This window comes from Variovorax sp. AC194 (assembly GCF_979257995.1).
The window spans coordinates 4493393-4514424 of the sequence record NZ_OZ409823.1 but is presented as its reverse complement, the minus strand read 5'-3'; the positions used below and the strand labels follow the sequence as shown (position 1 = coordinate 4514424).

The window sequence follows — 21032 nt, the reverse complement described above, 5'->3', positions numbered from 1 at the left end:
ATCGCGCCAGCATCACGCCGGCTGGTACTGGTACAGCCAGGTCTCGGTGAGCGTCTGGTCGCCGTTCTTCAGGTACAGGCGCATGTCGATCGGCTCGTTGCCTTCGGGCGTGAAGTCGAACTGCGCGCGCCAGTGGCCCGGCACGCCGTTGGGCACGGCCTCGGCGAAGACGTATGAGAACTTGCCGCGCGGCGCCGTGAGGACCAGCTCGGGCTTCACGCCGAAGGGCACGGTGGTCAGCGGCTGGCCGATGAACTCGACCATGAACTTGCGCACGCCCTGCGGCCTCGGCTGGCCCGGCTGGCCGCCGCGTCCGATGCGCGTGGCCACGCAGCGCGCGAGCGGCGAGGGAAAGGGCTCCTGGTCGGTCCAGTGCAGGCGGTACTGCAGGCTGTAGCTCGCGCCCGCCTTCGCATCGGCCTTGGGCACCCAGAAGGCGACGACGTTGTCGTGGATCTCGTCGTCGGTGGGAATCTCGATGAGCTGCACCGAGCCTTCGCCCCAGTCGCCCAGCGGCTCGATCCACAGGCTCGGGCGCTTCTCGTAGTTCACGCCGTCCTGGTAGTGGTCGAACGAGCGGTCGCGCTGCAAGAGGCCGAAGCCGCGCGGTTTCGTGTCGGCGAAGGCGGAGGCGCGTGTCTGCGCGGGGTTGTTGAGCGGGCGCCAGATGCGCTCGCCCGCGCCGTTCCAGATCGCCAGGCCGTCGGAGTCGTGCACCTCGGGGCGCCAGTCGATGGCGGTGGGCTTGATGGTCTCGGAGTACCAGTACATCGAGGTGAGCGGCACGAGGCCCAGGCGCGCGACGTCGCGGCGCAGGAACAGGCGCGAGTCGATGTCCATGATCACCGCCTTGCCGCGCTGCATCACGAACTTGAAGACGCCCGTCACGCTCGGCCCTTCGAGCAACGCGTAGACGGTCATCGAGGTGGTGTTGTTCGCGGCCGGCGTCTCGAAATAGAAGCGGGTGAAGGTGGGGAATTCCTCGGGCTTGTCCGGCACCGCCACGTCGAGCGCGAGGCCGCGCGCCGAGAGGCCGTACTGGTAGAGCTCGCCGATCGCGCGGAAGTACGAGGCGCCGAGAAAGGCGACCCAGTCGTTCTTCTGCCAGTCGAGCTTGCCCTGGTCGCCCAGGCGGCTCTCTTGCAGGCGAAAGCCCGCGAAGCCCGCGCCGGACGGGAGCGCCCGCGCGGGGCTGTCGGGCGGCATCGAGAAGTAGTCGGGGCTGTAGAGCACTTCGCGGGCGAAGGCATCGCCGTCGGAGTTCTCCAGCACGTGCATGCGCACCGGAGTCTGGAAGAAGCGGCCCAGGTGGAAAAAGGTGACCGGAAACGCGCCGGGACCTTCGCGAAAGAGCGCGTTGGCGGGGTCGAACTTGATCTTGCCGTGCGCGTCGTAATCGATCTTCTCGAGCACGTCGGGGGCGAGCGGCGTGGCGGCGACGTAAGGCTGCGCGGCCAGGCGCTTGGCCTGTGCGACGAGCCGATCGAACGAGAAGGGCGCCGGCTGGCTCAGTTGCAGGCCGTTGGCGGCCAGCGCCTCTTCGGGCAGTCCAAGGGCGGCGAGTGCGGCGGCGGCACCACCTGCGGCAAGGAAGGATCGGCGATCAAGCATGTGTTTCTTGAGGGTTTCGGTTCTTTGGGGGAAGGGAAAACGGGGCGAGGCGCGGAATGATTTTCCGCGATGGAAGCAGCCGCAAGCTTGCCGCATCTGCCAGGACACCCCGCGTCAGCCATTCCGCGCAATGCAGGCCGGACAAAGCCGCCGATTCGAAAAATTGTGCGTTTATGTATCGGCGACCTTCAGCATGTCCACCGTGCCAAGCGCATACACCGCATAGAGCGGCACGCCGAAGACCATCCGGAACACCGGGCCGAACAGCGTGGCGGCGAGGCCGAAGCCCTCCATCACGCGGTAGGTGCCGTCCAGCCGCAGGCGCTGGTGCGGCTCGGTCAGGTCCGCGGGGCGGCGCAGGCCCCACAGAAACTCCGCGCCCGTCGGCCGCACCGACGGATGGTTGCGGGCGCGCCCGGTGGCGATCCAGCACATGGCGTCGAAGGCCAGCACCGAGCCCGCGGGCGCCCGCTCGCCGAAGGCGGCGAGCACGGCCTCGACGGCCTCGGGCTTGAGGTACATGAACACGCCCTCGGTGAAGAGGAAGACCGGCTGCGCGTTGCGCTTCTTCGGCAGGCCCAGCTGGTCCCACCAGTCGGGCGAGGTGAGGTCGAGCTCGCGCACGTCGTGGCGCGGATGGGTCTCGGGGATGAGTTCGCGGCGCAGCGCGAGCACCTCGGGCAGGTCGGCATCGGTCATGCGCGACTTGTCGTCGTCCAGCCACTGGAAGTAATGACTCAGGCCGCAGCCCATGTTCACCACGCGCGCGCCGGGATGCCGTTTCAGAAAATCCTGCGCGAGGCTGCGAAAGCGGCGCGTGCGCGCCAGGATGCCGTAGATGGTCGCCCGGTCTTCGGGCAGGGCCTGCCCGTCGTCGCGGATCTTCTCCAGGATGGCCGCGGCATAGGCGTCCCGCACGGCCACCTGCGGAAAGATGGCGTCGCCGGACGCGCGCGCGGCCAGGGGAATCCGCAAGGTGGAGGGAACGGCCGACAGGCGCCGAGCGAGCTTGCTGGTCGTCATGAATGCAGGAGCGAGATCATGCGCAAAGTCTCGCGGCTCCCGCGCGCCCGGGCAAGTCAGTCTTTTGTACAGCCACCCGGTCAGGTGGCCGTCAAGTCTTTACTTGGCTGTCGGCATCACGAACTCGGCGCCCTTGGGCGTGCTCTCGGGCCAGCGCTGCATGATCGACTTCTGCTTGGTGTAGAAGCGCACGCCTTCCTCGCCGTAGGCGTGCATGTCGCCGAACAGGCTCTTCTTCCAGCCGCCGAAACCGTGCCAGGCCATCGGCACCGGGATCGGCACGTTGATGCCCACCATGCCCACCTGGATGCGGCGGCTGAACTCGCGCGCCACGTTGCCGTCGCGGGTGAAGCAGCTCACGCCGTTGCCGAACTCGTGGTCGTTGACGAGGTCCACGGCGTCCTTGAAGTTGGCCACGCGCACGCAGCTGAGCACCGGGCCGAAGATTTCTTCCTTGTAGATGCGCATCTCGGGCGTGACGTGGTCGAACAGGGTGCCGCCCATCCAGAAGCCATCGCCGCAGCCCTCGCCGGCCTTGCTGCCGTCGAACGAGCGGCCATCGACCAGGAGCTTGGCGCCTTCCTTCTCGCCCTGCGCGATGTAGCCGGTGATGCGCTCGTGCGCCGCGCGCGTGACGATCGGGCCCATCTCGGCCGCGAGGTTGGTGCCGTTCAGGACCTTGAGCGTCCGGGTGCGCTCGATGAGCTTGGGAACGATCTTGTCGGCCACGTCGCCCACCAGCACCGCGACGCTGATCGCCATGCAGCGCTCGCCGGCCGAGCCGTAGCCCGCGCCGATCAGCGCATCCACCGTCTGGTCGATGTCGGCGTCGGGCATGACCACCATGTGGTTCTTCGCGCCGCCCAGGGCCTGTACGCGCTTGCCGTGCCGGGCGCCCGTTTCGTAGATGTAGTTGGCAATGGGCGTGGAGCCGACGAAGCTCACGGCCTTGACGTCGGGGTGCTCGATGAGTGCATCGACCGCGACCTTGTCGCCCTGCACGACGTTGAACACGCCGTCGGGAAGGCCCGCTTCCTTGAACAGCTCGGCGATGCGCAGCGACGGGCTCGGATCGGTCGGGCTGGGCTTGAGAACGAAGGTGTTGCCCGCGGCGATGGCCACCGGGAACATCCACATCGGCACCATCACCGGGAAGTTGAAGGGCGTGATGCCGGCGACCACGCCCAGGGGCTGGCGCAGCGTCCAGTTGTCGATGCCGGTGCTCACCTGGTCGGTGAAGTCGCCCTTGAGCAACTGCGGAATGCCGCAGGCGAATTCGACGATGTCGATGCCGCGCGAGACCTCGCCCTGCGCGTCGGTGAAGACCTTGCCGTGCTCGGCGGTGATGAGGTGGGCGAGCTCGTCCTTGTGCTCGTTGAGAAGCTGCAGGAACTTGAACATCACGCGCGCCCGGCGGATCGGCGGCGTGTCGGCCCAGGCCGGGAAGGCCGCACGGGCGGCCGCGACGGCGGCGTTCACATCGGCGATGGCGCCCAGGGCGACCTTGCCGGTGACGGCGCCGGTCGCGGGATTGGTCACGTCCTGCGTGCGGCTCGATTCGCCGGCCGCATGCTGGCCTGCGATGTAGTGGGCGATCAATCCGGGCTTGGAGCTTGCAGCGGTCACGGGGAGGTCCTGGGAGGTTGGGGGAAGCGCCAAGTCTAGGAAGGCGAAGGGTGCCTGCCTATACTCCAGCGCTGAATTGTTTATTCGCCAAACTGAACAATGAAACCATGGACACGAAAAAAGCCGAGTCGCTCTGGGCCCATCTGCACTGGCTGATCGTGCTCGGCCAGCAGGGCAGCTACACCGCCGCGGCCGCCCGGCTGGGCGTGAGCAAGGCCGCGATGAGCCAGCGCATCACCGAGCTGGAGCGCGCGGTCGGCGTCACCCTGGTGCGGCGGACCACGCGCAGCATGCGGCTCACCGAGGCCGGCCAGCGCCTGGTGGACCAGACCCGCGAGCCCTTCGAGCAGATCGCGCACAGTTTCCTCAATGCGCGGGACCTGGCCGGCGAGCCGCGCGGCCTGATCCGGGTCACCGTGCCGGTGGCGCTGGGGCGGCAGCAACTGTTGCCGCGGCTGACCGACTTTCTGCTGGCCCATCCGTCGATCCGCATCGAGATGGAGTTCTCGGACCGGCTCAGTTCACTGGCGATGGAGGGCTTCGACCTGGCGATCCGGCACGCGTCCGCGCCGCCCGACACGCATGTGGCCTGGCGGCTGTGCGCCACGCGCTCGGTGCTGGTGGCGAGCCGCGCGTACCTGCGCCGCAAGGGCACGCCGCTCACGCCGCACATGCTGACCGCGCACGACTGCCTGCACTATCCGCGCGGGCAGGAGACGAACGTGTGGTCGTTCGAGCGGCGCGCCGGCCGCGCGCGCCAGGCCGAGCGCATGACCGTGCCCATCGACGGACCGCTGGCGGCCAACAACAGCGAGGCGCTTCGCGACGCCGCGCAAGCTGGCCTGGGTATTGCGCTGCTGCCGGACTTCAGCGCGCAAGCCGGGCTGCAGGCGGGCAAGCTCGTGGAGGTGCTGCCCGAGTGGCGGCCGACGGGGGCTTTCGCCGAAGAGATCTACGCCATCCGCCCGTACTCGCTGCACATACCGCGGGCCGTGACCTTGTTCGTCGAGCACTTGCGCGAGGCGCTGAAGGCGGGGTTCCAGGTGGCTTGAATCGGCGGGCCATGAATCGCACCAGTGCCGAAAGTCATGGCTGTGAAAAAAGAAATTTTTTGACATGTTATGTCGCGACACCTATAGTGAACCCATCGAAGCACCGCTCGCTTCCAACGGTACGCAACCACAAGGAGAGGTATGCAATCACTGCTCGATCAACTCAAGGGCCTCGATGCGCTGACGGGCGCCGCAATGGGTGGGCTGCCGGTGCAGCTGCAGCCCATTCCGGGCAGCACGCCCGTGGTCCAGGTGAGCATCGAGGGGCGCGATGAGTTGCCGATCTTCGTGACGAGTTCCGACATGCAGATCATCTGCATTTGCTACCTCTGGACGGAAGATGAAGTGAGGCCCGAGCGCCGCACCGAGCTGCTCGAATCGCTGCTCGACCTGAACCCGTCCGTGCCGCTGTCGTCCTTCGGTCGCGTGGATGGCCGCTACGTGCTCACCGGTGCGCTCGGGCGCAATGCGCGCGTGGAAGACATCGCACGCGAGGTGGCCGTGCTCAGCGACAACGCGCTCGATGCGTTGGACGCCCTGTCCGAATTCCTGAATTAAGCGAAAGATCCCCATGACCGTCATCAAGAAGCTTGTCACCCTGCTGCGTGGCAGCGCGCGCGAAATCGGCGAGAGCGTGGTCGACAGCAACGCCACGCGCATCTACGAGCAGGAAATCGTCGACGCCAAGCACAGCATCGAGAAGGCCAAGGGCGACCTCGCCGGCGTGATGGCCAAGGAGATGCAGTCGGCCCGCGAGATCGAGCGCCTGAAGAACGAAATCGCGCGCTACGAAGGCCTCGCGGTGGAGGCGCTCAACAAGACGCAGGAAGGCCTCGCGCTCGACGTGGCGGCCAAGGTCGGCACCATCGAACAGGAGCTGGAGGAGCAGGCCAAGGCCCATGCTTCGTATGCACTGCAGGTCGCCAAGCTGAAGGAGCTGATCAAGTCGGCCGAGGCGCGCATCCGCGAGCACGAGCGCGAGATCGGCATCGCCAAGACCACCGAGAGCGTCTACCGCGCCACGCAGTCCATCTCCGAGAACATCGGCAGCGGCGGCTCGCGCCTGGCCAATGCGCGCGAGTCGCTCGAACGCATCCGCGCCCGCCACGAAGACCTGGCCGACCGCATGACGGCCAGCCAGGCGCTGGAGAACGAACTGGGCCACCAGGCGCTCGAGAAGAAGCTGGCCGCCGCCGGCATCGGCAGCGACGTCGACCGCACCGGCAAGGTAATGGAACGCATCCGCGCCCGCCAGGCCAACCCGGGCGGGACCGCCTCCGAATGAACGTGCGGGTCAAGCCGGTTCGCTGGCAGGGCTCGGACGAGGCGATACGCGCCGTCCAGGTGGCGTTCGACGTGGAGGAGGCCGTGCTGGAGGCGGTGCGCACCGCGGCTTTTGCGCAGCATGTGTCCACCTCCGACCAGATCCGCCAGGTGCTGGGCCTGGCGACCACGTCCAGGCCCAAGCGACCGCGCCTGACGGTCTCGCTCAGTGGGGCAGACTACGAATTCCTGGCCAGCCGCTACGGCCTGGCCGCCGACGACCGGCTGGCCATCAAGGAGAGGGCCACGCGCGACCTGATCGCATTTGCAAGTGGTGCAAGTGGTGCAAGCAGTGGGAAGAAGGGTGCCGGCTTGGGGAAGCCGGGCCGCAAGTAGAACAACGAACAACAAACCCGCTCGCGGGAGGGATCAATGGGCAATTTCATGGATGCGGTGACGGGGTACCCCACCGCGATCTACACGGTGCTGCTGAGCGTCGTGGTGATCTATTGGGTGCTCGCGGTGCTCGGCATGGTCGACATCGAACACAGCGGCATCGACGTCGACCTGCACACGCATGCCGACGGGGACACCAGCGATGTGGGCCAGCTCGCGAGCTACGTCGTCGCCTTCGGGCTGAACGGCGTGCCGTTCTCGGTAGCCGTGAGCCTGCTGGTGCTCGTCGCGTGGACCGTCTCGTGCCTCGGCGGCGAATGGCTCCTGCCGCTGGTGCCGACGATGCTGCTCCAGCTCGTGGCCGGCACGGTGCTGCTGGTGGCGAGCGCCGCCATCGCCATTCCGGTCACGGCCATCGCCATCCGGCCGCTGCGCGGTCTCTTCGTGAGCCACACGGCCGTGAGCAACGCGGCGCTGGTCGGCCAGGCCTGCCGCGTGGTCACCGGCGTGGTGAACGAGAAAGACGGCCGCGCCGAAATCTCGCGCCGCGGCGCGAGCCTCAACATCCGCGTCTGGGCACCCACGCCCAACACGCTCACGCGCGGCTCGCACGCGCTGATCCTCGAATACGACGGGGTGGCCGGGCGCTACCTCATCGCCGCGCACGAAGACATCGTCTGATCACGCGCATCCCTTACTGTTCGTCCGCTCTCAAAGCAAATCTGGAGAAAAAATGGAGCCCATCATCTTTGCCGTGGTCATACTGGCCGTGGTCATCCTCGGCCTGTTCGCGATGTTCGCCAAGTTCTATCGCAAGATCGAACAGGGCCACGCACTCATCGTGAACACGCTGCGCGCCGAGCCCGAGGTGACCTTCACCGGGCGCATGGTCTACCCGATCATCCACAAGGCCGAGCTGATGGACATCTCGGTCAAGACCATCGAGATCGACCGCTCGGGCAACGAAGGCCTCATCTGCCGCGACAACATCCGCGCGGACATCAAGGTGAAGTTCTTCGTGCGCGTGAACAAGACCGCCGACGACGTGCTGAAGGTGGCGCAGGGCATCGGCTGCGCGCGGGCCTCCAACCACGAGACGCTCGAGGAATTGTTCTCCGCCAAGTTCTCCGAAGCGCTCAAGACGGTGGGCAAGTCGATGGACTTCGTGGACCTCTACCAGGCGCGCGACGGCTTTCGCGACCAGATCATCAGCCAGATCGGCAACGACCTCTCGGGCTATGTGCTCGAGGACGCGGCCATCGACTACCTGGAGCAGACGCCGCTGTCGGAGCTGGACGCCAACAACATCCTCGATGCGCAAGGCATCAAGAAGATCACCGAACTCACGGCGGTCGAGCATGTGCGCACCAACGAGCTGCGCCGCAACGAGGAAATGCAGATCAAGAAGAAGAACGTCGAGACGCAGGAGGCGCTGCTCGAACTCGAGCGCCAGCAGGCCGACGCCACCTCGCGCCAGCACCGCGAGATCGCCAGCGTGCGTGCGCGCGAGGAAGCCGAGACCTCCAAGATCCAGTCCGAAGAGCGCACCAAGTCCGAAACCGCGCGCCTGCTCTCGGAGCAGACCGTGGCCGTGCAGCAAGAGAACGTGCAACGCGAAAAGGAAGTGGCCGAGAACAACCGCAAGCGCGCGGTGGCCGTCGAGGAAGAAAAAGTCACGCGTGCCCGCGACCTGGAAATCGTCGACCGCGAGAAGGAAGTGACGCTGCAGCGCATCGAGAAGGACAAGGCCGTCGAAGTGCAGAAGAAGGCCATTGCCGACGTGATCCGCGAGCGCATCGTGGTCGAGCGCACCGTGGCCGAGCAGGAAGAAGCCATCAAGGAACTGCGCGTGGTGGCCGAGGCCGAGCGCACCAAGAAGTCGGTCGTGATCATGGCCGAGGGCCAGGCCGACGAGAAGATGGTGATCGACGTGAAGGCGGCCGAAACGCAGGAAAAGCGCGCCCGCCACAAGGCGGCCGAAGAGCTGACGCTGGCCGATGCCAAGCTCAAGGTGGCCGAGCGCGACGCCGAATCGAAGAAGCGCGAGGCCGAGGGCATGGAGGCCCTGTCCGCCGCGCCGGGCCTGGCGGCTGCCAAGGTCGAGATCGCCACCGCGCAGGCGCGCCTGGCCACCTTCGAGGCCGAAGCCTCGGGCAAGGAAAAGCTGGGCTTGGCCGACGTGCACGTGCGCCAGGCCGATGCCGACGCCATCCTCAAGGCCGGCCAGGCCGACGCGCAGGTGATCGAGGCGCGCTCGCAGGCCGAAGCCGCCGGCATGCGCGCCAAGTTCGACGCCGAGGCCTCGGGCAAGGAAAAGCTCGGCCTTGCCGACGTGGCCGTGCGCACGGCCGATGCCGAAGCCACGCTCAAGTCCGGCCAGGCCGATGCGCAGGTGATCGAAGCCCGCTTCAATGCCGAGGCCAAGGGCCTGCACGAGAAGTTCGAGGCCATGAAGTCGATGAGCCCCGAGACCCGCGACCACGAAGAGTTCCGCATGCGCCTGGAAAAGTCGCACATCGAGACCATGAAGGGCATCGACGCGCAGACCTCCATCGCCAAGGAACAGGCCGATGTGCTGGGCACCGCGCTGGCCAACGCCAAGATCGACATCGTGGGCGGCTCGGGCGACTACTTCGACAGCTTCGTGCGCTCGCTCTCGGTGGGCAAGGGCATCGACGGCGTCATCTCCAAGAGCCAGGCGGTGCAGGTCGCCTTCAAGGACCAGCTCTCGGGCGAACGCGACGTGGTGAAGGACCTGCGCGACATCGTCGGCGCGCTGGGCAATTCGTCGGGCGAGATCCAGAACCTGAGCGTCGCCTCGCTGATGAGCCGCATCGCCGCCGATGGCACCGACAAGCAGAAGTCGGCGCTGCAGAACCTCATTTCCACTTTCCGTCCGTTGAACGGGAACGTGCAATGAACCCCAACCTGAAGTGCAGTTGCACCGGGCACGCAGCGATGCAGCCGGTGGCGCTGGCCGAAGCGCTGCTGGGCGTGCAGTGCGCCGATTGCAGCGGCATGGTGATGGCCATGGACGACTGGCGCGCCTGGAAGGCGGCCGACCCGAAGCGCGTGCCGCATGAGGTCGACGACGAAGTGATCGAGGTGTTCGACATCGCCGCCGTGCGCCACTGCCCCGAGTGCGACCGGCTGATGCAGCGCCTGCGCGTGAGCGCCGGGCCCGATTTTCGCATCGACCGCTGCGTGGCCTGCCAGAACCTGTGGTTCGACGCGGGCGAGTGGCGCGCCATCGTGAGCCGCGGCCTCGCGGGCCGGCTTGACGAGCTGCTGTCCGACGGATGGCAGCGCCGCCTGCAGACCGAGGAGGTGCGCGAAGCGCGACTGGCCGCGCTGCGCCGCCGCTACGGCAACGACTGCATCGACGAGCTGGACCGCATCCGCGCCTGGCTCGACACCCAGCCTCACCGCGACGAACTGCTCGCACTGCTTCGCGCGGACTGACCGCGCCGATCCATGCAACCCACCGACGAAACCGGTGCGCCACCGGGCGCCCAGACGCCGACCGATGCGACCGAAGCCCTGGTCTCGGGCAGCGGCAGCTACGACCTGCTGAAAAAGCGGCTCGAAACCCAGGGCGAGGGCCTGCTCAGGAAGACCCAGGCGCTCAACGAGCAGCGCCTGGCCGAGTTCGGCCGCTCCGACCAGACGCTGATCCTGCGCACCCGCGCGCGCACCGAGAACAACGCCGTGGCGCGCGACATCGTGCGCATCGGCGACTTGCTGCTGTTCGGCTACAACGTATTCATCGGCCTGCGCAAGGAGACGGCCGTGGGCGACGTGTTCGGCCTCTACCGGCTCGCATCGCCGGGCGAAGCCGCCACCGAGAACGACGAGCTGCAGCCCGTGCCGCTGGCCGGCACCTTCCTGGAAGACACGCGCTTCACCTCGGACTTTCGCGAGCTCTACGCCTACTACAAGCAGGCCACGCTGCTGCAGCTGCGCGTGACGCAGGACAAGCTGCTCGCCTCGTTCCAGATCGGCCAGCAGCTGCACGACGTGCGCGTGTTCCGCTGGGCCATCGAGCGCGACGGCAGCATCCAGTACATCGACAACCGGGGCGAGCGCGACATCGCGCTGCCCGCGAGCCACGATTTCGAATGGACCGTCGCCACGCGCGAAGACCACGTGGGCGGCAAGCATCCGCATGTGAACGTGCTGGACACGGTGTTCGTCGAAACGCTGGGCGGCGACCTCACGATCAAGATCGAGAACAACACCGAGACGGGTCTGGGCATCTACAGCGAACCGGTGGAGGACAAGAGCCAGTCGCTCACCGACGCCGAAATCGCGTGGGCCAAGCTGGGCATGCTGATCCTCTTGCGCGTGAAGCCTTACCGCGAGCAGGTCACGCGCTACCTGGTGTTCAACATCCGCACGCAGCAGGTCGAGCGCATCGACGCCATCGGCGGCTCCTGCGTGCAGCTGCCCGAAGACCACGGCATCATTTTTCCGGGTGGGTACTACCTGCAGTCGGGCGAGTACAAGCGCTTCGACCTGCCGGCCGAAGTGGTGGAGCATCTGCGCTTCAAGCGCATGCTGCGCTCGCCCAACGGCGAGGACGTGGCCTATGTGTTCTACGACCCGAAGCCGGGGCGCTATGCGCTCTTCAACTACAACCTGATCGACAAGAAGCTCGCCACGCCGATCATCGCCAACGGCTACGCGCGTTTTGCGGACGGCCGCATCCTGGTGTTCCACGACAACGACGGCGAGCCGACGCGCGTGCACCCGATGCAGCTGTGGCAGACACCGTTCGCCAGCGAGGAGCATGTGAGCGCGCAGCCGCCCGCCACCGGCTTCTTCGGCAAGATCGGCAACGCCGAGCTGGTGCGCGGCGTGAGCGACCTGATGGGCATCGCCCGCGCGGTGCGGGAGCAGGCGCCCACGCGCGCCGCCTACGAAGACCTCATTCGCCAATGCACCCGCGTGAGCGACGCCTACTTCTGGCTCGACGCGCCCGAGGCCGCCGGCCTCATGGCGGAGCTGCGCAGCATCGCCGACGTGGCGCGCAGCACGCTGGCCGAGTTCGAGAAGGTCGACACCATCCGGCGCGAAACCGCGCGCGCACTGGCCCGGGCCGAAGACGCGCAGCATGCGCTGCTGGTCGATATCGCCAGCACCATCTGGCGCGCGCCCGACGATTTCGTGAAGGCGCTCGCACGCCTGCGGGAGCGCCGCGGCGCGCTGCAGATGCTCAAGGAGCTGCGCTACGCCGACCTGCCGCGCATCGCCGCGATGGACGCCGCGCTCGAGGTCGAACAGCAGCGCATCGGCGAGCGCGCGATGCAGTTCCTGGCGGCCGACACCGCCTTCAACGGCCAGCGCCAGGCGCTGGACAAGCTCGCGCTCGAGCTGCCCAACCTGGCCACGTCGCCCGCGCTCGGGCAGATGCTCGCGACGCTCGACGAGCAGGCCGCGGGCCTGGATCTGCTGACCGAGCAGTTGGGGAGCCTTCCGGGCGGCGATGCGGTGATCCGCACCTCGATCCTGGACCGCATCTCGCTCATCTACGCGGACATCAACCGCATGCGCGCCGATGCGCGCGTGCGGCGCAAGTCGCTGGGCGCGACCGAGGCGCGCGCGGAGTTCGGCGCGCAGTTCAAGCTCTTCAGCCAGGCGGTGGAAAACGCGCTGGAATTCGCCGACACGCCCGAAAAGTGCGACGACGCGCTCACGCGCCTGCTGGCCCAGCTCGAGGAAATCGAAGGCCGCTTCGCCGAGCAGGAAGACTTTTTGGCCGACATCGCCGAGAAGCGCGAGACCGTGTACGAGGCGCTCTCCGCGCGCCGCCAGAGCCTGGTGGAAGCCCGCCAGCGCCGCGCGCAAGGCGTGGTCGATGCGGCGGGTCGCATCCTGGATGGCATTCCGCGCCGCATCGCGCAGCTGGCCGACCTCACGCAGGTCCACAGCTACTTCGCGGCCGACCCGATGATCGGCAAGCTGCGCACGCTGATTGCCGACCTGCGCACGCTGGGCGCCGCGGTGCCGGCCGACGAACTCGACACGCGCCTGAAGACCGCGCGCGACCAGGCGCTGCGCTCCATCCGCGACAAGCGCGAGCTGGTGAGCGAGGGCGGCGACACGCTGCGCCTGGGCCGCCATGCTTTCACCGTGCACCGCCAGCCGGTCGACCTGACGCTGGTGGCGCGCGACGAGGGCATGGCCTACCAGGTGACGGGCACCGACTACCAGAGCCCCGTGGACGAGCCCCGGCTGCTGCCGCTGCAACGCTACTGGAACCAGTCGCTGGTGTCGGAGACAGCGGAGCTCTCGCGCGCCGAATACCTCGCGGGCCGCTTGCTGGAAGCGCTGCTCGACGGCAAGGCCGAGCGCAACTGGGCCGACGTGCGCACGCTGCTGGCCGAAGACCCGCTGCATCCGCAACTGCTCGACATGGTCCGCCGCTTCGCCGCGGCACGCTATCAGGAGGGCTACCAGAAGGGCATCCACGACGACGACGCCCTGCGCCTGCTGGGCGCGCTCGTCGCGATGCAGGACCAGGCGGGCCTGCTGGCCTGGGGCCCGACCGAACGCGCGCTGGCCTTGCTCTACTGGCAGCACGGGCACCTGATCGCGCACCGCGAATCGCTGCTGCGCCGCGCGCGCGCCGCGATGCAGATGCAGACGCTGTTCGGCCGGCGCGATGCGCTGGAGCAACTCGAAGCCGACACGGCGCGCGCCCTGACCCACTTCGCGCACGACGTGGTGCCCGACATGCTGCCGCTGGCCGAGGCCGCGAGCGAGGAAGAGCGCGATGCCCACCAGGGCCGCGTGTCCACGCTGTGCGACCAGGCCGCCGCCTACCTCGTGCGCGAGCTGGCCGGCGAGCGCGGCGGCGAAACCTGGGCCGTCTCGGGCGCGGGCGAAGACCTTGCGGCCGCGCTGCTGCGCGAGCTGGAGCGCGGCGGCCGGCGCGACGCCTGGCAGCACGACCTGGATGCCGCACCGCCCGCCGAGCGCTGGCGCCTCGCGCGCGACTGGGTGCGCGCCTATGCCGTGCATCAGGCGCCGCAATCGGTCGACTGGGTGGACGACGCAGCCAGCGTGCTGGCCATTCCGCTGCAACGCACCCGCGTCAATGCGGCGCTCGACCGCACGGTCGAGGGGCTGCGCGGCGAGCATCCGCGCGTGGCCGACGGCCGCATCACGCTGAACCTCAACGACTTCTGGCGCCGGTTCCTCTTCCACACCATGCACGCGGTGCCGGGCTACGAGGCGCTGCAGAGCCTGCGCCACGCGCTGCTCGAACGCGAGAAGGCGCGCCTGAAGCTCGGCCAGTTCCAGGCCAAGCCGCTCTCCACGTTCGTGCGCAACCAGCTGATCGACGAGCTCTACCTGCCCATCATCGGCGACAACCTCGCCAAGCAGATCGGCTCGGCGGGCGAGGGCAGCCGCACCGACCGCATGGGCCTCCTGCTGCTGATCTCGCCGCCCGGCTACGGCAAGACGACGCTGATGGAGTACGTGGCCGATCGGCTGGGCCTCATCTTCGTGCGCATCAACTGCCCGGCGCTCGGCCACGGCGTCACGGCCATCGACCCGGCCAACGCGCCCAACAGCGCGGCAAGGCAGGAGCTGGAAAAGCTCAACCTCGGTCTGGCAATGGGCAGCAACGTGATGCTGTACCTGGACGACATCCAGCACACGAGCCCCGAGTTCTTGCAGAAGTTCATTGCGCTGGCCGACGGCACGCGCCGCATCGAGGGCGTGTGGAACGGCGAGCCGCGCAGCTACGACATGCGCGGCAAGCGCTTCGCGATCGTGATGGCGGGCAACCCCTACACCGAGTCGGGCGACGTCTTCAAGATCCCGGACATGCTGGCCAACCGCGCCGACATCTACAACCTGGGTGACGTGCTCTCGGGCCGCGAGGCGGCGTTCGCGCTTTCCTACATCGAGAACAGCCTGACCTCCAACCCCACGCTCATGCCGCTGGCCTCGCGCGACCCGAAGGACGTGCAGCTGCTGGTGAAGATGGCGCAGGGCCACGACGTGCCCAGCAGCGCGCTCTCGCACGCCTACAGCGCGGTCGAGCTGGAGGAGATCAAGGCGCTGCTGCAGCGCCTGTTCCGCGCGCGCGACCTGCTGCTGAAGGTGAACCTCGCGTACATCGAATCGGCCGCGCAGCAGGAGGCCTACCGCGCCGCACCGCCGTTCAAGCTGCAGGGCAGCTACCGCAACATGACCAAGCTGGCGGGCAAGATCACGCCGCTCATGCGCGACGACGAGCTCGATGCGCTCCTGCGCGACCACTACCGCGGCGAGGCGCAGACGCTGACCACCGGCGCGGAAGAAAACCTGCTGCGTCTCGCGCAACTGCTGGGCAGCCCGACGCCGGAAGAAAGCGCGCGCTGGACCGTCATCTGCGAGGAGTTCGTGCGGCAGCGCAAGCTCGGCGGCGCCGATGTGGACGGCAGCCAGCGCATTGCCAGCAGCATGCTCGACGTGGCGCGCGCGGTCGATGCGCTCAAGCCGGTGCCCGCGCCCACACCGGTGGCCGAAGGGCCGAGCGAAGGCCAGCGCCTGGCCGACGCGATGCTGCAGATCGCGGTGACCTACCGCGAGCTGATTCTGCCGCTGGTGACCGCCACCGAACGCCGGCTCGAACTCGACCGCTCGATCAGGCAGGACATGGAGCGGCTGGCCGCCGAAGTGCAGGCGAGCCGCGCGGCACCCAAGCGCGCGCCACCGCCCAAACCCGACAAGGAGCACTGAGACATGCCCACCCCTTTTTCCTCCGTTGCCGACGAGCCGCAGGCAGCCTTGCCCGAACTGCTCGCGCAGCTCGATGCCACCCTGGCCGATGCGCGCCTGAGCGACGACGAGCGCCGCGTGCTGGTCCATACGCTGCGCGAAGCCTCGCCGCCCGAAGACGGCTTGCGCCAGCTGCGCAACCGCGCCTTCGACCTGGTGCGCGCACGCACGGCCGACCCCGAGCAGCTGTCGCTCCTCAGGTGGCTCGAAGGCGTGGTGCGCGCGATCGACACCGGCCGCTCGCCCGACGCGGTGGCGGTGCGCTCGCAGGCCTTCTTCAGCCCGGGCACGGGCTGCCTGCAGGCGATCAACCAGCAGCTGAAGGCCGCGAAGCGCTCGGTGGACCTGTGCGTCTTCACGCTGTCGGACGACCGCATCACCGCCGAGGTGCTGGCCGCACAGCGGCGCGGCGTGGCGGTGCGCTTCATCACCGACAACGACAAGGAGTTCGACCGCGGCAGCGACGTCGGCCAGTTGCGCGCGGCCGGCATTCCGGTCGCGGTGGACCGCACCGAGGCGCACATGCACCACAAGTTCGCCATCTTCGACGGCGCGCGGCTCATCAACGGCAGCTACAACTGGACGCGCAGCGCCTGCGACTACAACGAGGAGAACGTGATCCTGAGCAACGACCCGACGCTCGTTCGCCGCTTCGCGGACGAATTCGACACCTTGTGGAAAGAACTGCAGGCCGACTGATGGCAAGACGAATCGACTACGACTGGGAGCTGCCTCCCGAGATGCAGCAGCGGCTGGGCGGCACCACCTACGGCGCGCAGCGCATCATCCACGAGCAGGGGCACCTCATGGTGATCCTGCACGAGCCGCCCACCGGCACCGGCGCCGAGCGCAAGCCCACGGTGTTCCTGCGCAAGCCCGACGGGGCGTGGCTGCACAAGGGCAACAACCCCGGCGAACGCGCGCTCGCCAAGCTGCTGGAGAGCTATCGCGCGGCCTTCAGCACCTTCGAGATCCGTCACCAGGCGGCGGAAACCTCGGAAGACCTGTTCCAGATCCTCGGCCCGCTGATGCCACTCACCCGTGCCGCGCGGAACATGCAAGACACCCTGCAGGCCGCCCGCGACGCCGTCAAGGACGACGTGATGCTCGTCGACCTGCGCGACCTCGCGGTCGAGATCTCGCGCGGCTTCGAACTGCTGCTGGCGGACACGCGCATGTCGCTGGACTACCGCCTCGCGCACGCCGCGGAGGCGCAGGCGCGCTCGGCCATGGAAATGAACCGTGCGCAGCACAAGCTCAACACCATCGCGGCACTGACCTTTCCGCTGATGGCCATTGGCGCGGCCTTCGGCATGAACCTGCACAGCGGCGCGGAGAACCTGCCGGGCTGGGTGTACTGGGTGATCTTCGCGGCCGGCATCTGGCTGGGCGTGATGCTGCGCAGTTGGGTCAAGGCGCCGGTGGCGCCACCGGTGCTGCCTCGGGCTGCGGCAAAGCCCGCCTCCACGCTCGGGAAGAAGTAGGCTGGGGCGCGCGCCCCCCCAAGGACTCAAGGAGAACCCATGATCGACCACCTGGATCACCTGGTGCTCACCACCGCCAACGAAGAGGCCTGCGTGCGCTTCTACGTCGATGCGCTGGGCATGACGCTGGAGAGCTTCGGCGCCGGGCGCAAGGCCTTCCGCTTCGGCCACCAGAAGATCAACCTGCACGTGAAGGGCCACGAGTTCGAGCCGAAGGCCGACGTGCCCACGCCCGGCTCACTGGACCTGTGCTTCATCGCCAGCGTGCCGCTCGAAGCGGTCATCGAACGATTGGGCGAGAAGGGCGTGGCGATCATCGAAGGGCCCGTGATGCGCACGGGCGCCACCTCGCGCATCCGCTCGGTCTATGTGCGCGACCCCGACCTGAACCTCATCGAGATTTCAGAGCTCGCGCCCTGAAATCCCCGGCTACGCCTTGACCCCGAGCACCGACAGGATGATCGCTGCCAGCGTCAGGGTCACCGGCAGGCGGTGCGTGGCGATGGCATGGACCTGGGCGACCGACAGCCTGGTTTGCTGAAGGAGGTTCTTTTCGGAATGAAGGGCTGTGGACATATCAAATACTCCTGGGTGGCTGCGAACGGCTTGTTCGCATGGGTTCGAAGATAGGCCTCCGGGAAAGGAACGACACGGCGCTTTCGACGATGCGGCGTTTCCGTTTTCGCAACGATCGGGCGTTCAGGCCCTGGAACTTCCCGCCGCCTCCAGGATCAGGTTGGCGATCCGGTCCGGATGCGAAATCAACGAAAGATGGCTCGACTCGACCTCGATCGTCTTCGCCTTCATGCGCTGCGCGAGAAAGCGCTCCAGCTCGGGCGAAGTGGTCCGGTCCTGGGTGGAAACCGCGTACCACGAGGGCTTGGTGCGCCATGCCGCCTGCGTGGTGCGCGAGGCGAAAAGCGTGTCGGAAATGCGGCCCTGAACGGCGTACAGCACGCGCGCCCTGGCCGGATCGAGATCGCCCGCGAAGTCGCGCAGGAACGCCTCTTCGCCCAGCTGCGCAAAGCCGTTCGCCTTGACCAGGCCGGCGCTGGCCGGCGGCGTGGGAAACCTGACGGCGAGCGCGCCGTAGTCCTCGCCGGCATCGGGCGCGCGCGCGGCCACGTAGACCAGCGCCGACACCTTAGGGTCGACACCGGCCTCGCTGATCACCGTGCCGGCCCATGAATGGCCCACCAGCACCGTCGGGCCGTCCTGCAAGGCCAGGATGCGCCGCGTGGCCTCCACGTCGTCGGCCAGCGAGGTCAGCGGGTTCTGCACCGCGGTGGCCTTCAGGCCCGCCTGTTGCAGCCGCCCGATCACGTCGGACCAGCACGAGCCGTCGGCGTAGGCACCATGCACCAGCACCACGTTGCGCACGCCCGGCGCGAGCGTCTGCGCGAGGCCGCGGGTGGAGAGGGTGGATGCGGCAACGCCTGCGACGATGGCGGCGGAGAAGGAGCGGCGGTTCATGGGTCTGGGTCCTTGTGCGGAGAGAGTGGTGAAGGGGGAGTCGATGTCCCGTACTCTCCGCGCCGTGCGTTCCGCGCGAATTGCGTCCGGCCAGGCTTCGATGCAGATGAAGCGGGCGTGGATTACAGACGAAACATGAAGGCCGGACGCGCGGGTCCGGCTCGCCGCGCGAAGCTAGCCCGCGATGAGCTTCTGCACCAGCTCCGCGGTCGTCGCCGCCGCGTACTTGCGCATCAGCCGCGCCCGGTGCAGCTCCACCGTGCGGTGGCTGATGCCCAGCGCCTTGCCGATCTCCTTGGAGGTCAGTCCCCGCATCACCTGCGCGGCCACCTCGCGCTCGCGCGGCGTGAGCTCGGCCTTCACCGCGCGGCGCGAGCCCAGGTCTTCGAAGGTCCAGATGCCGGCCTCGTGCGGCGCGTCGCGGTTCATCGCGTGGCCGGTGACGTGGCACCAGAAGGTCTCGCCGGCCATCGCCCCGTGCAGGCCGCCCAGGCGCTTCATCATGCGGTTGTCGGCGTAGTTGCCGTTGGCGTTCAGAAACGGCTCCATGCGCTTGCCGATGCGCTCGAACTCGGCCACGCTCGGGTACAGGATGCTGAACGAATGCCCCACCAGCGCGGAGGGCGTTGCGCCGAAGATCTCGCACACCCGCAGGTTGCAGGCCACGATGGTGCGGTTGCTCGAGACCACCATGCCCACGGGTGCATGCTCAAACGCCAGCCTGTAATCGATCTCGGGCATCGGGGGTCACCATTACGAAATACTACGTATGCGGGTACGTAGTATCGTTGACGGCTTCCCACCCAACCACCCACCCACTCTCACCATTCCATCAAGGAGCCCGAGTGAACAAGATTTATCCCTCCGCAGAAGCGGCACTCAAGGGGGTCGTGGCCGACGGGCAGATGCTCGCGGTCGGCGGCTTCGGCCTTTGCGGCATTCCCGAGGCGCTGATCGAGGCGCTGAAGGACTCCGGCGCACAGAACCTCACCGTCATCTCGAACAACGCGGGCGTCGACGGCTTCGGCCTGGGCAAGCTGCTCGAGACGCGCCAGATCAAGAAGATGATCGCGTCGTACGTGGGCGAGAACAAGGAGTTCGAGCGCCAGTACCTCGCGGGCGAACTGGCCCTCGAATTCACGCCGCAGGGCACGCTGGCCGAAAAGCTGCGCGCGGGCGGCGCGGGCATCCCGGCCTTCTTCACCAAGACCGGCGTGGGCACGCAAGTGGCCGAGGGCAAGGAGCTGCGCGAGTTCGACGGCGAGACCTACGTCATGGAGCGTTCGCTGGTGCCCGACGTGGCGCTGGTGAAGGCCGACGTGGCCGACAAGTCGGGCAACCTGCGCTTCCGTCTCACGGCGCGCAACTTCAACCCGGCCGCGGCCATGGCCGGCAAGATCTGCATCGTCGAGGTCGAGAAGATCGTCGAAGTGGGCGAGCTCGCCCCCGACGACATCCATCTGCCGGGCATCTACGTGCACCGCATCGTGCTGAACGCCACGCCCGAGAAGCGCATCGAGAAGCGCACCGTGAGCGCCGCGGCGCCGGTCGATGCGGCCGCCGCCAAGGTCGAGGCCCAGGCCGTCATTGCGCAGGCTGCGGCCGGCAGCGAAGTGCCCGTGCCCACCGTGCCCACCGTGCCAGTCAACAAGAAAGAAGGAGCCTGAGATGCCCTGGACCCAAGACCAGATGGCGGCCCGTGCCGCGCAAGAACTCGAAGACGGCTTCTACGTGAACCTGGGCATCGGCATCCCGACGCTGGTGGCCAACCACACCGGCACCAAGGAAGTGTGGCTGCAGAGCGAGAACGGCATGCTGGGCATCGGCGCCTTTCCCACGGAAGACAACGTCGACGCCGACCTCATCAACGCCGGCAAGCAGACCGTGACCACCATCCCCGGCTCAGCCATCTTCGGCAGCCACGACAGCTTCGCGATGATCCGCGGCGGCAAGATCAACCTCTCTATCCTCGGCGCGATGCAGGTGAGCACCGAAGGCGATCTCGCCAACTGGATGATCCCCGGCAAGATGGTCAAGGGCATGGGCGGCGCGATGGACCTGGTGGCCGGCGTCAAGCGCGTGATCGTGCTGATGGAGCACGTGGCCAAGAAGAAGGACGGCACCGAGGACTTCAAGATCCTCGAGAAGTGCACACTGCCGCTGACCGGCGTGGGCGTGGTCGACCGCATCATCACCGACCTCGCGGTGATGGACGTGGTGCCCGAAGGCCTGAAGGTCGTCGAGCTCGCGCCGGGCGTGAGCTTCGATGCGCTGCAGGCGAAGACGGGTGCCAAGCTGATCCAGTAAACGATCGGCCGCATCCGACATC

19 protein-coding genes are annotated in these 21032 nt (G+C 67.7%); 13 read left to right on the top strand and 6 right to left on the bottom strand.

The window, feature by feature from the left end; translation table 11 throughout:
* Positions 1-12 precede the first annotated feature (12 nt).
* The 3 genes from ACZYRS_RS21485 to ACZYRS_RS21475 form a co-directional block, all read right to left on the bottom strand.
* Positions 13-1611, bottom strand: a complete 1599-nt coding sequence (locus tag ACZYRS_RS21485; RefSeq protein WP_463420885.1) for an OpgD/OpgG family glucan biosynthesis protein — start codon at positions 1609-1611, stop codon at positions 13-15.
* A 171-nt stretch (positions 1612-1782) separates the two neighbouring features.
* Positions 1783-2634, bottom strand: a complete 852-nt coding sequence (locus tag ACZYRS_RS21480) for a class I SAM-dependent methyltransferase (protein WP_463420884.1) — start codon at positions 2632-2634, stop codon at positions 1783-1785.
* A gap of 99 nt (positions 2635-2733) precedes the next feature.
* A complete protein-coding gene (locus ACZYRS_RS21475; RefSeq protein ID WP_463420883.1) occupies positions 2734-4260 on the bottom strand; it encodes a CoA-acylating methylmalonate-semialdehyde dehydrogenase in 1527 nt (508 codons plus the stop codon).
* Positions 4261-4367: 107 nt separating this feature from the next.
* Here ACZYRS_RS21475 and ACZYRS_RS21470 point away from each other — a divergent pair, with 107 nt between their 5' ends.
* The 11 genes from ACZYRS_RS21470 to ACZYRS_RS21420 all read left to right on the top strand — a co-directional run bounded on the left by ACZYRS_RS21470 (position 4368) and on the right by ACZYRS_RS21420 (position 17650).
* A complete protein-coding gene (locus tag ACZYRS_RS21470) occupies positions 4368-5312 on the top strand; it encodes a LysR family transcriptional regulator (RefSeq protein WP_463420882.1) in 945 nt (314 codons plus the stop codon).
* 141 nt (positions 5313-5453) lie between these two features.
* On the top strand, positions 5454-5870 hold the full coding sequence (locus ACZYRS_RS21465; RefSeq protein WP_198784518.1) for a YjfI family protein: 417 nt from the start codon (positions 5454-5456) through the stop codon (positions 5868-5870).
* Positions 5871-5883: 13 nt separating this feature from the next.
* Complete coding sequence (locus ACZYRS_RS21460) at positions 5884-6597, top strand: PspA/IM30 family protein (RefSeq protein ID WP_463420881.1); 714 nt, start codon at positions 5884-5886, stop codon at positions 6595-6597.
* The gene (locus ACZYRS_RS21455; protein WP_463420880.1) at positions 6594-6971 is read left to right on the top strand and encodes a hypothetical protein; all 378 of its coding nucleotides are present in this window, start codon (positions 6594-6596) and stop codon (positions 6969-6971) included. Before ACZYRS_RS21460 ends, ACZYRS_RS21455 begins: the two co-directional genes overlap by 4 nt.
* 36 nt (positions 6972-7007) lie before the next feature.
* Positions 7008-7652 (top strand): ubiquinone biosynthesis protein, encoded by a 645-nt coding sequence (locus tag ACZYRS_RS21450; protein ID WP_463420879.1) that lies wholly within the window; start codon positions 7008-7010, stop codon positions 7650-7652.
* Between the two features lie 52 nt (positions 7653-7704).
* Positions 7705-9891, top strand: a complete 2187-nt coding sequence (locus ACZYRS_RS21445; protein WP_463420878.1) for a flotillin family protein — start codon at positions 7705-7707, stop codon at positions 9889-9891.
* The gene (locus ACZYRS_RS21440; RefSeq protein WP_198784513.1) at positions 9888-10433 is read left to right on the top strand and encodes a zf-TFIIB domain-containing protein; all 546 of its coding nucleotides are present in this window, start codon (positions 9888-9890) and stop codon (positions 10431-10433) included. The genes ACZYRS_RS21445 and ACZYRS_RS21440 overlap by 4 nt, the downstream gene beginning before the upstream one ends.
* Before the next feature lie 12 nt (positions 10434-10445).
* On the top strand, positions 10446-15707 hold the full coding sequence (locus ACZYRS_RS21435) for a DNA repair ATPase (protein WP_463420877.1): 5262 nt from the start codon (positions 10446-10448) through the stop codon (positions 15705-15707).
* Positions 15708-15710: 3 nt separating this feature from the next.
* Positions 15711-16445 (top strand): phospholipase D-like domain-containing protein, encoded by a 735-nt coding sequence (locus ACZYRS_RS21430; protein ID WP_463420876.1) that lies wholly within the window; start codon positions 15711-15713, stop codon positions 16443-16445.
* Positions 16445-17230 carry a CorA family divalent cation transporter gene (locus ACZYRS_RS21425; RefSeq protein WP_463420875.1) on the top strand — a complete coding sequence of 262 codons (786 nt, stop codon included), beginning with the start codon at positions 16445-16447 and terminating at the stop codon, positions 17228-17230. The genes ACZYRS_RS21430 and ACZYRS_RS21425 overlap by 1 nt, the downstream gene beginning before the upstream one ends.
* A gap of 39 nt (positions 17231-17269) precedes the next feature.
* Positions 17270-17650: a VOC family protein gene (locus tag ACZYRS_RS21420; RefSeq protein ID WP_463420874.1), complete on the top strand. Its 381-nt coding sequence runs from the start codon at positions 17270-17272 to the stop codon at positions 17648-17650.
* A gap of 9 nt (positions 17651-17659) precedes the next feature.
* Here the strand turns inward: ACZYRS_RS21420 and ACZYRS_RS21415 are convergent, their stop codons facing one another.
* The 3 genes from ACZYRS_RS21415 to ACZYRS_RS21405 form a co-directional block, all read right to left on the bottom strand.
* Complete coding sequence (locus ACZYRS_RS21415; RefSeq protein WP_177224783.1) at positions 17660-17806, bottom strand: hypothetical protein; 147 nt, start codon at positions 17804-17806, stop codon at positions 17660-17662.
* Positions 17807-17929: 123 nt separating this feature from the next.
* Positions 17930-18703, bottom strand: coding sequence for an alpha/beta fold hydrolase (locus ACZYRS_RS21410; RefSeq protein ID WP_463420873.1), 774 nt, complete (start codon positions 18701-18703; stop codon positions 17930-17932).
* A 174-nt stretch (positions 18704-18877) separates the two neighbouring features.
* A complete protein-coding gene (locus ACZYRS_RS21405; protein ID WP_198784507.1) occupies positions 18878-19444 on the bottom strand; it encodes a LuxR C-terminal-related transcriptional regulator in 567 nt (188 codons plus the stop codon).
* A 104-nt stretch (positions 19445-19548) separates the two neighbouring features.
* Between ACZYRS_RS21405 and ACZYRS_RS21400 the strand changes: the two genes are divergently transcribed.
* Both ACZYRS_RS21400 and ACZYRS_RS21395 read left to right on the top strand, forming a co-directional pair.
* Positions 19549-20370, top strand: coding sequence for a CoA transferase subunit A (locus ACZYRS_RS21400; protein WP_463420872.1), 822 nt, complete (start codon positions 19549-19551; stop codon positions 20368-20370).
* Between the two features lies 1 nt (position 20371).
* A complete protein-coding gene (locus ACZYRS_RS21395) occupies positions 20372-21010 on the top strand; it encodes a 3-oxoacid CoA-transferase subunit B (protein ID WP_013540817.1) in 639 nt (212 codons plus the stop codon).
* Positions 21011-21032: the final 22 nt, after the last annotated feature.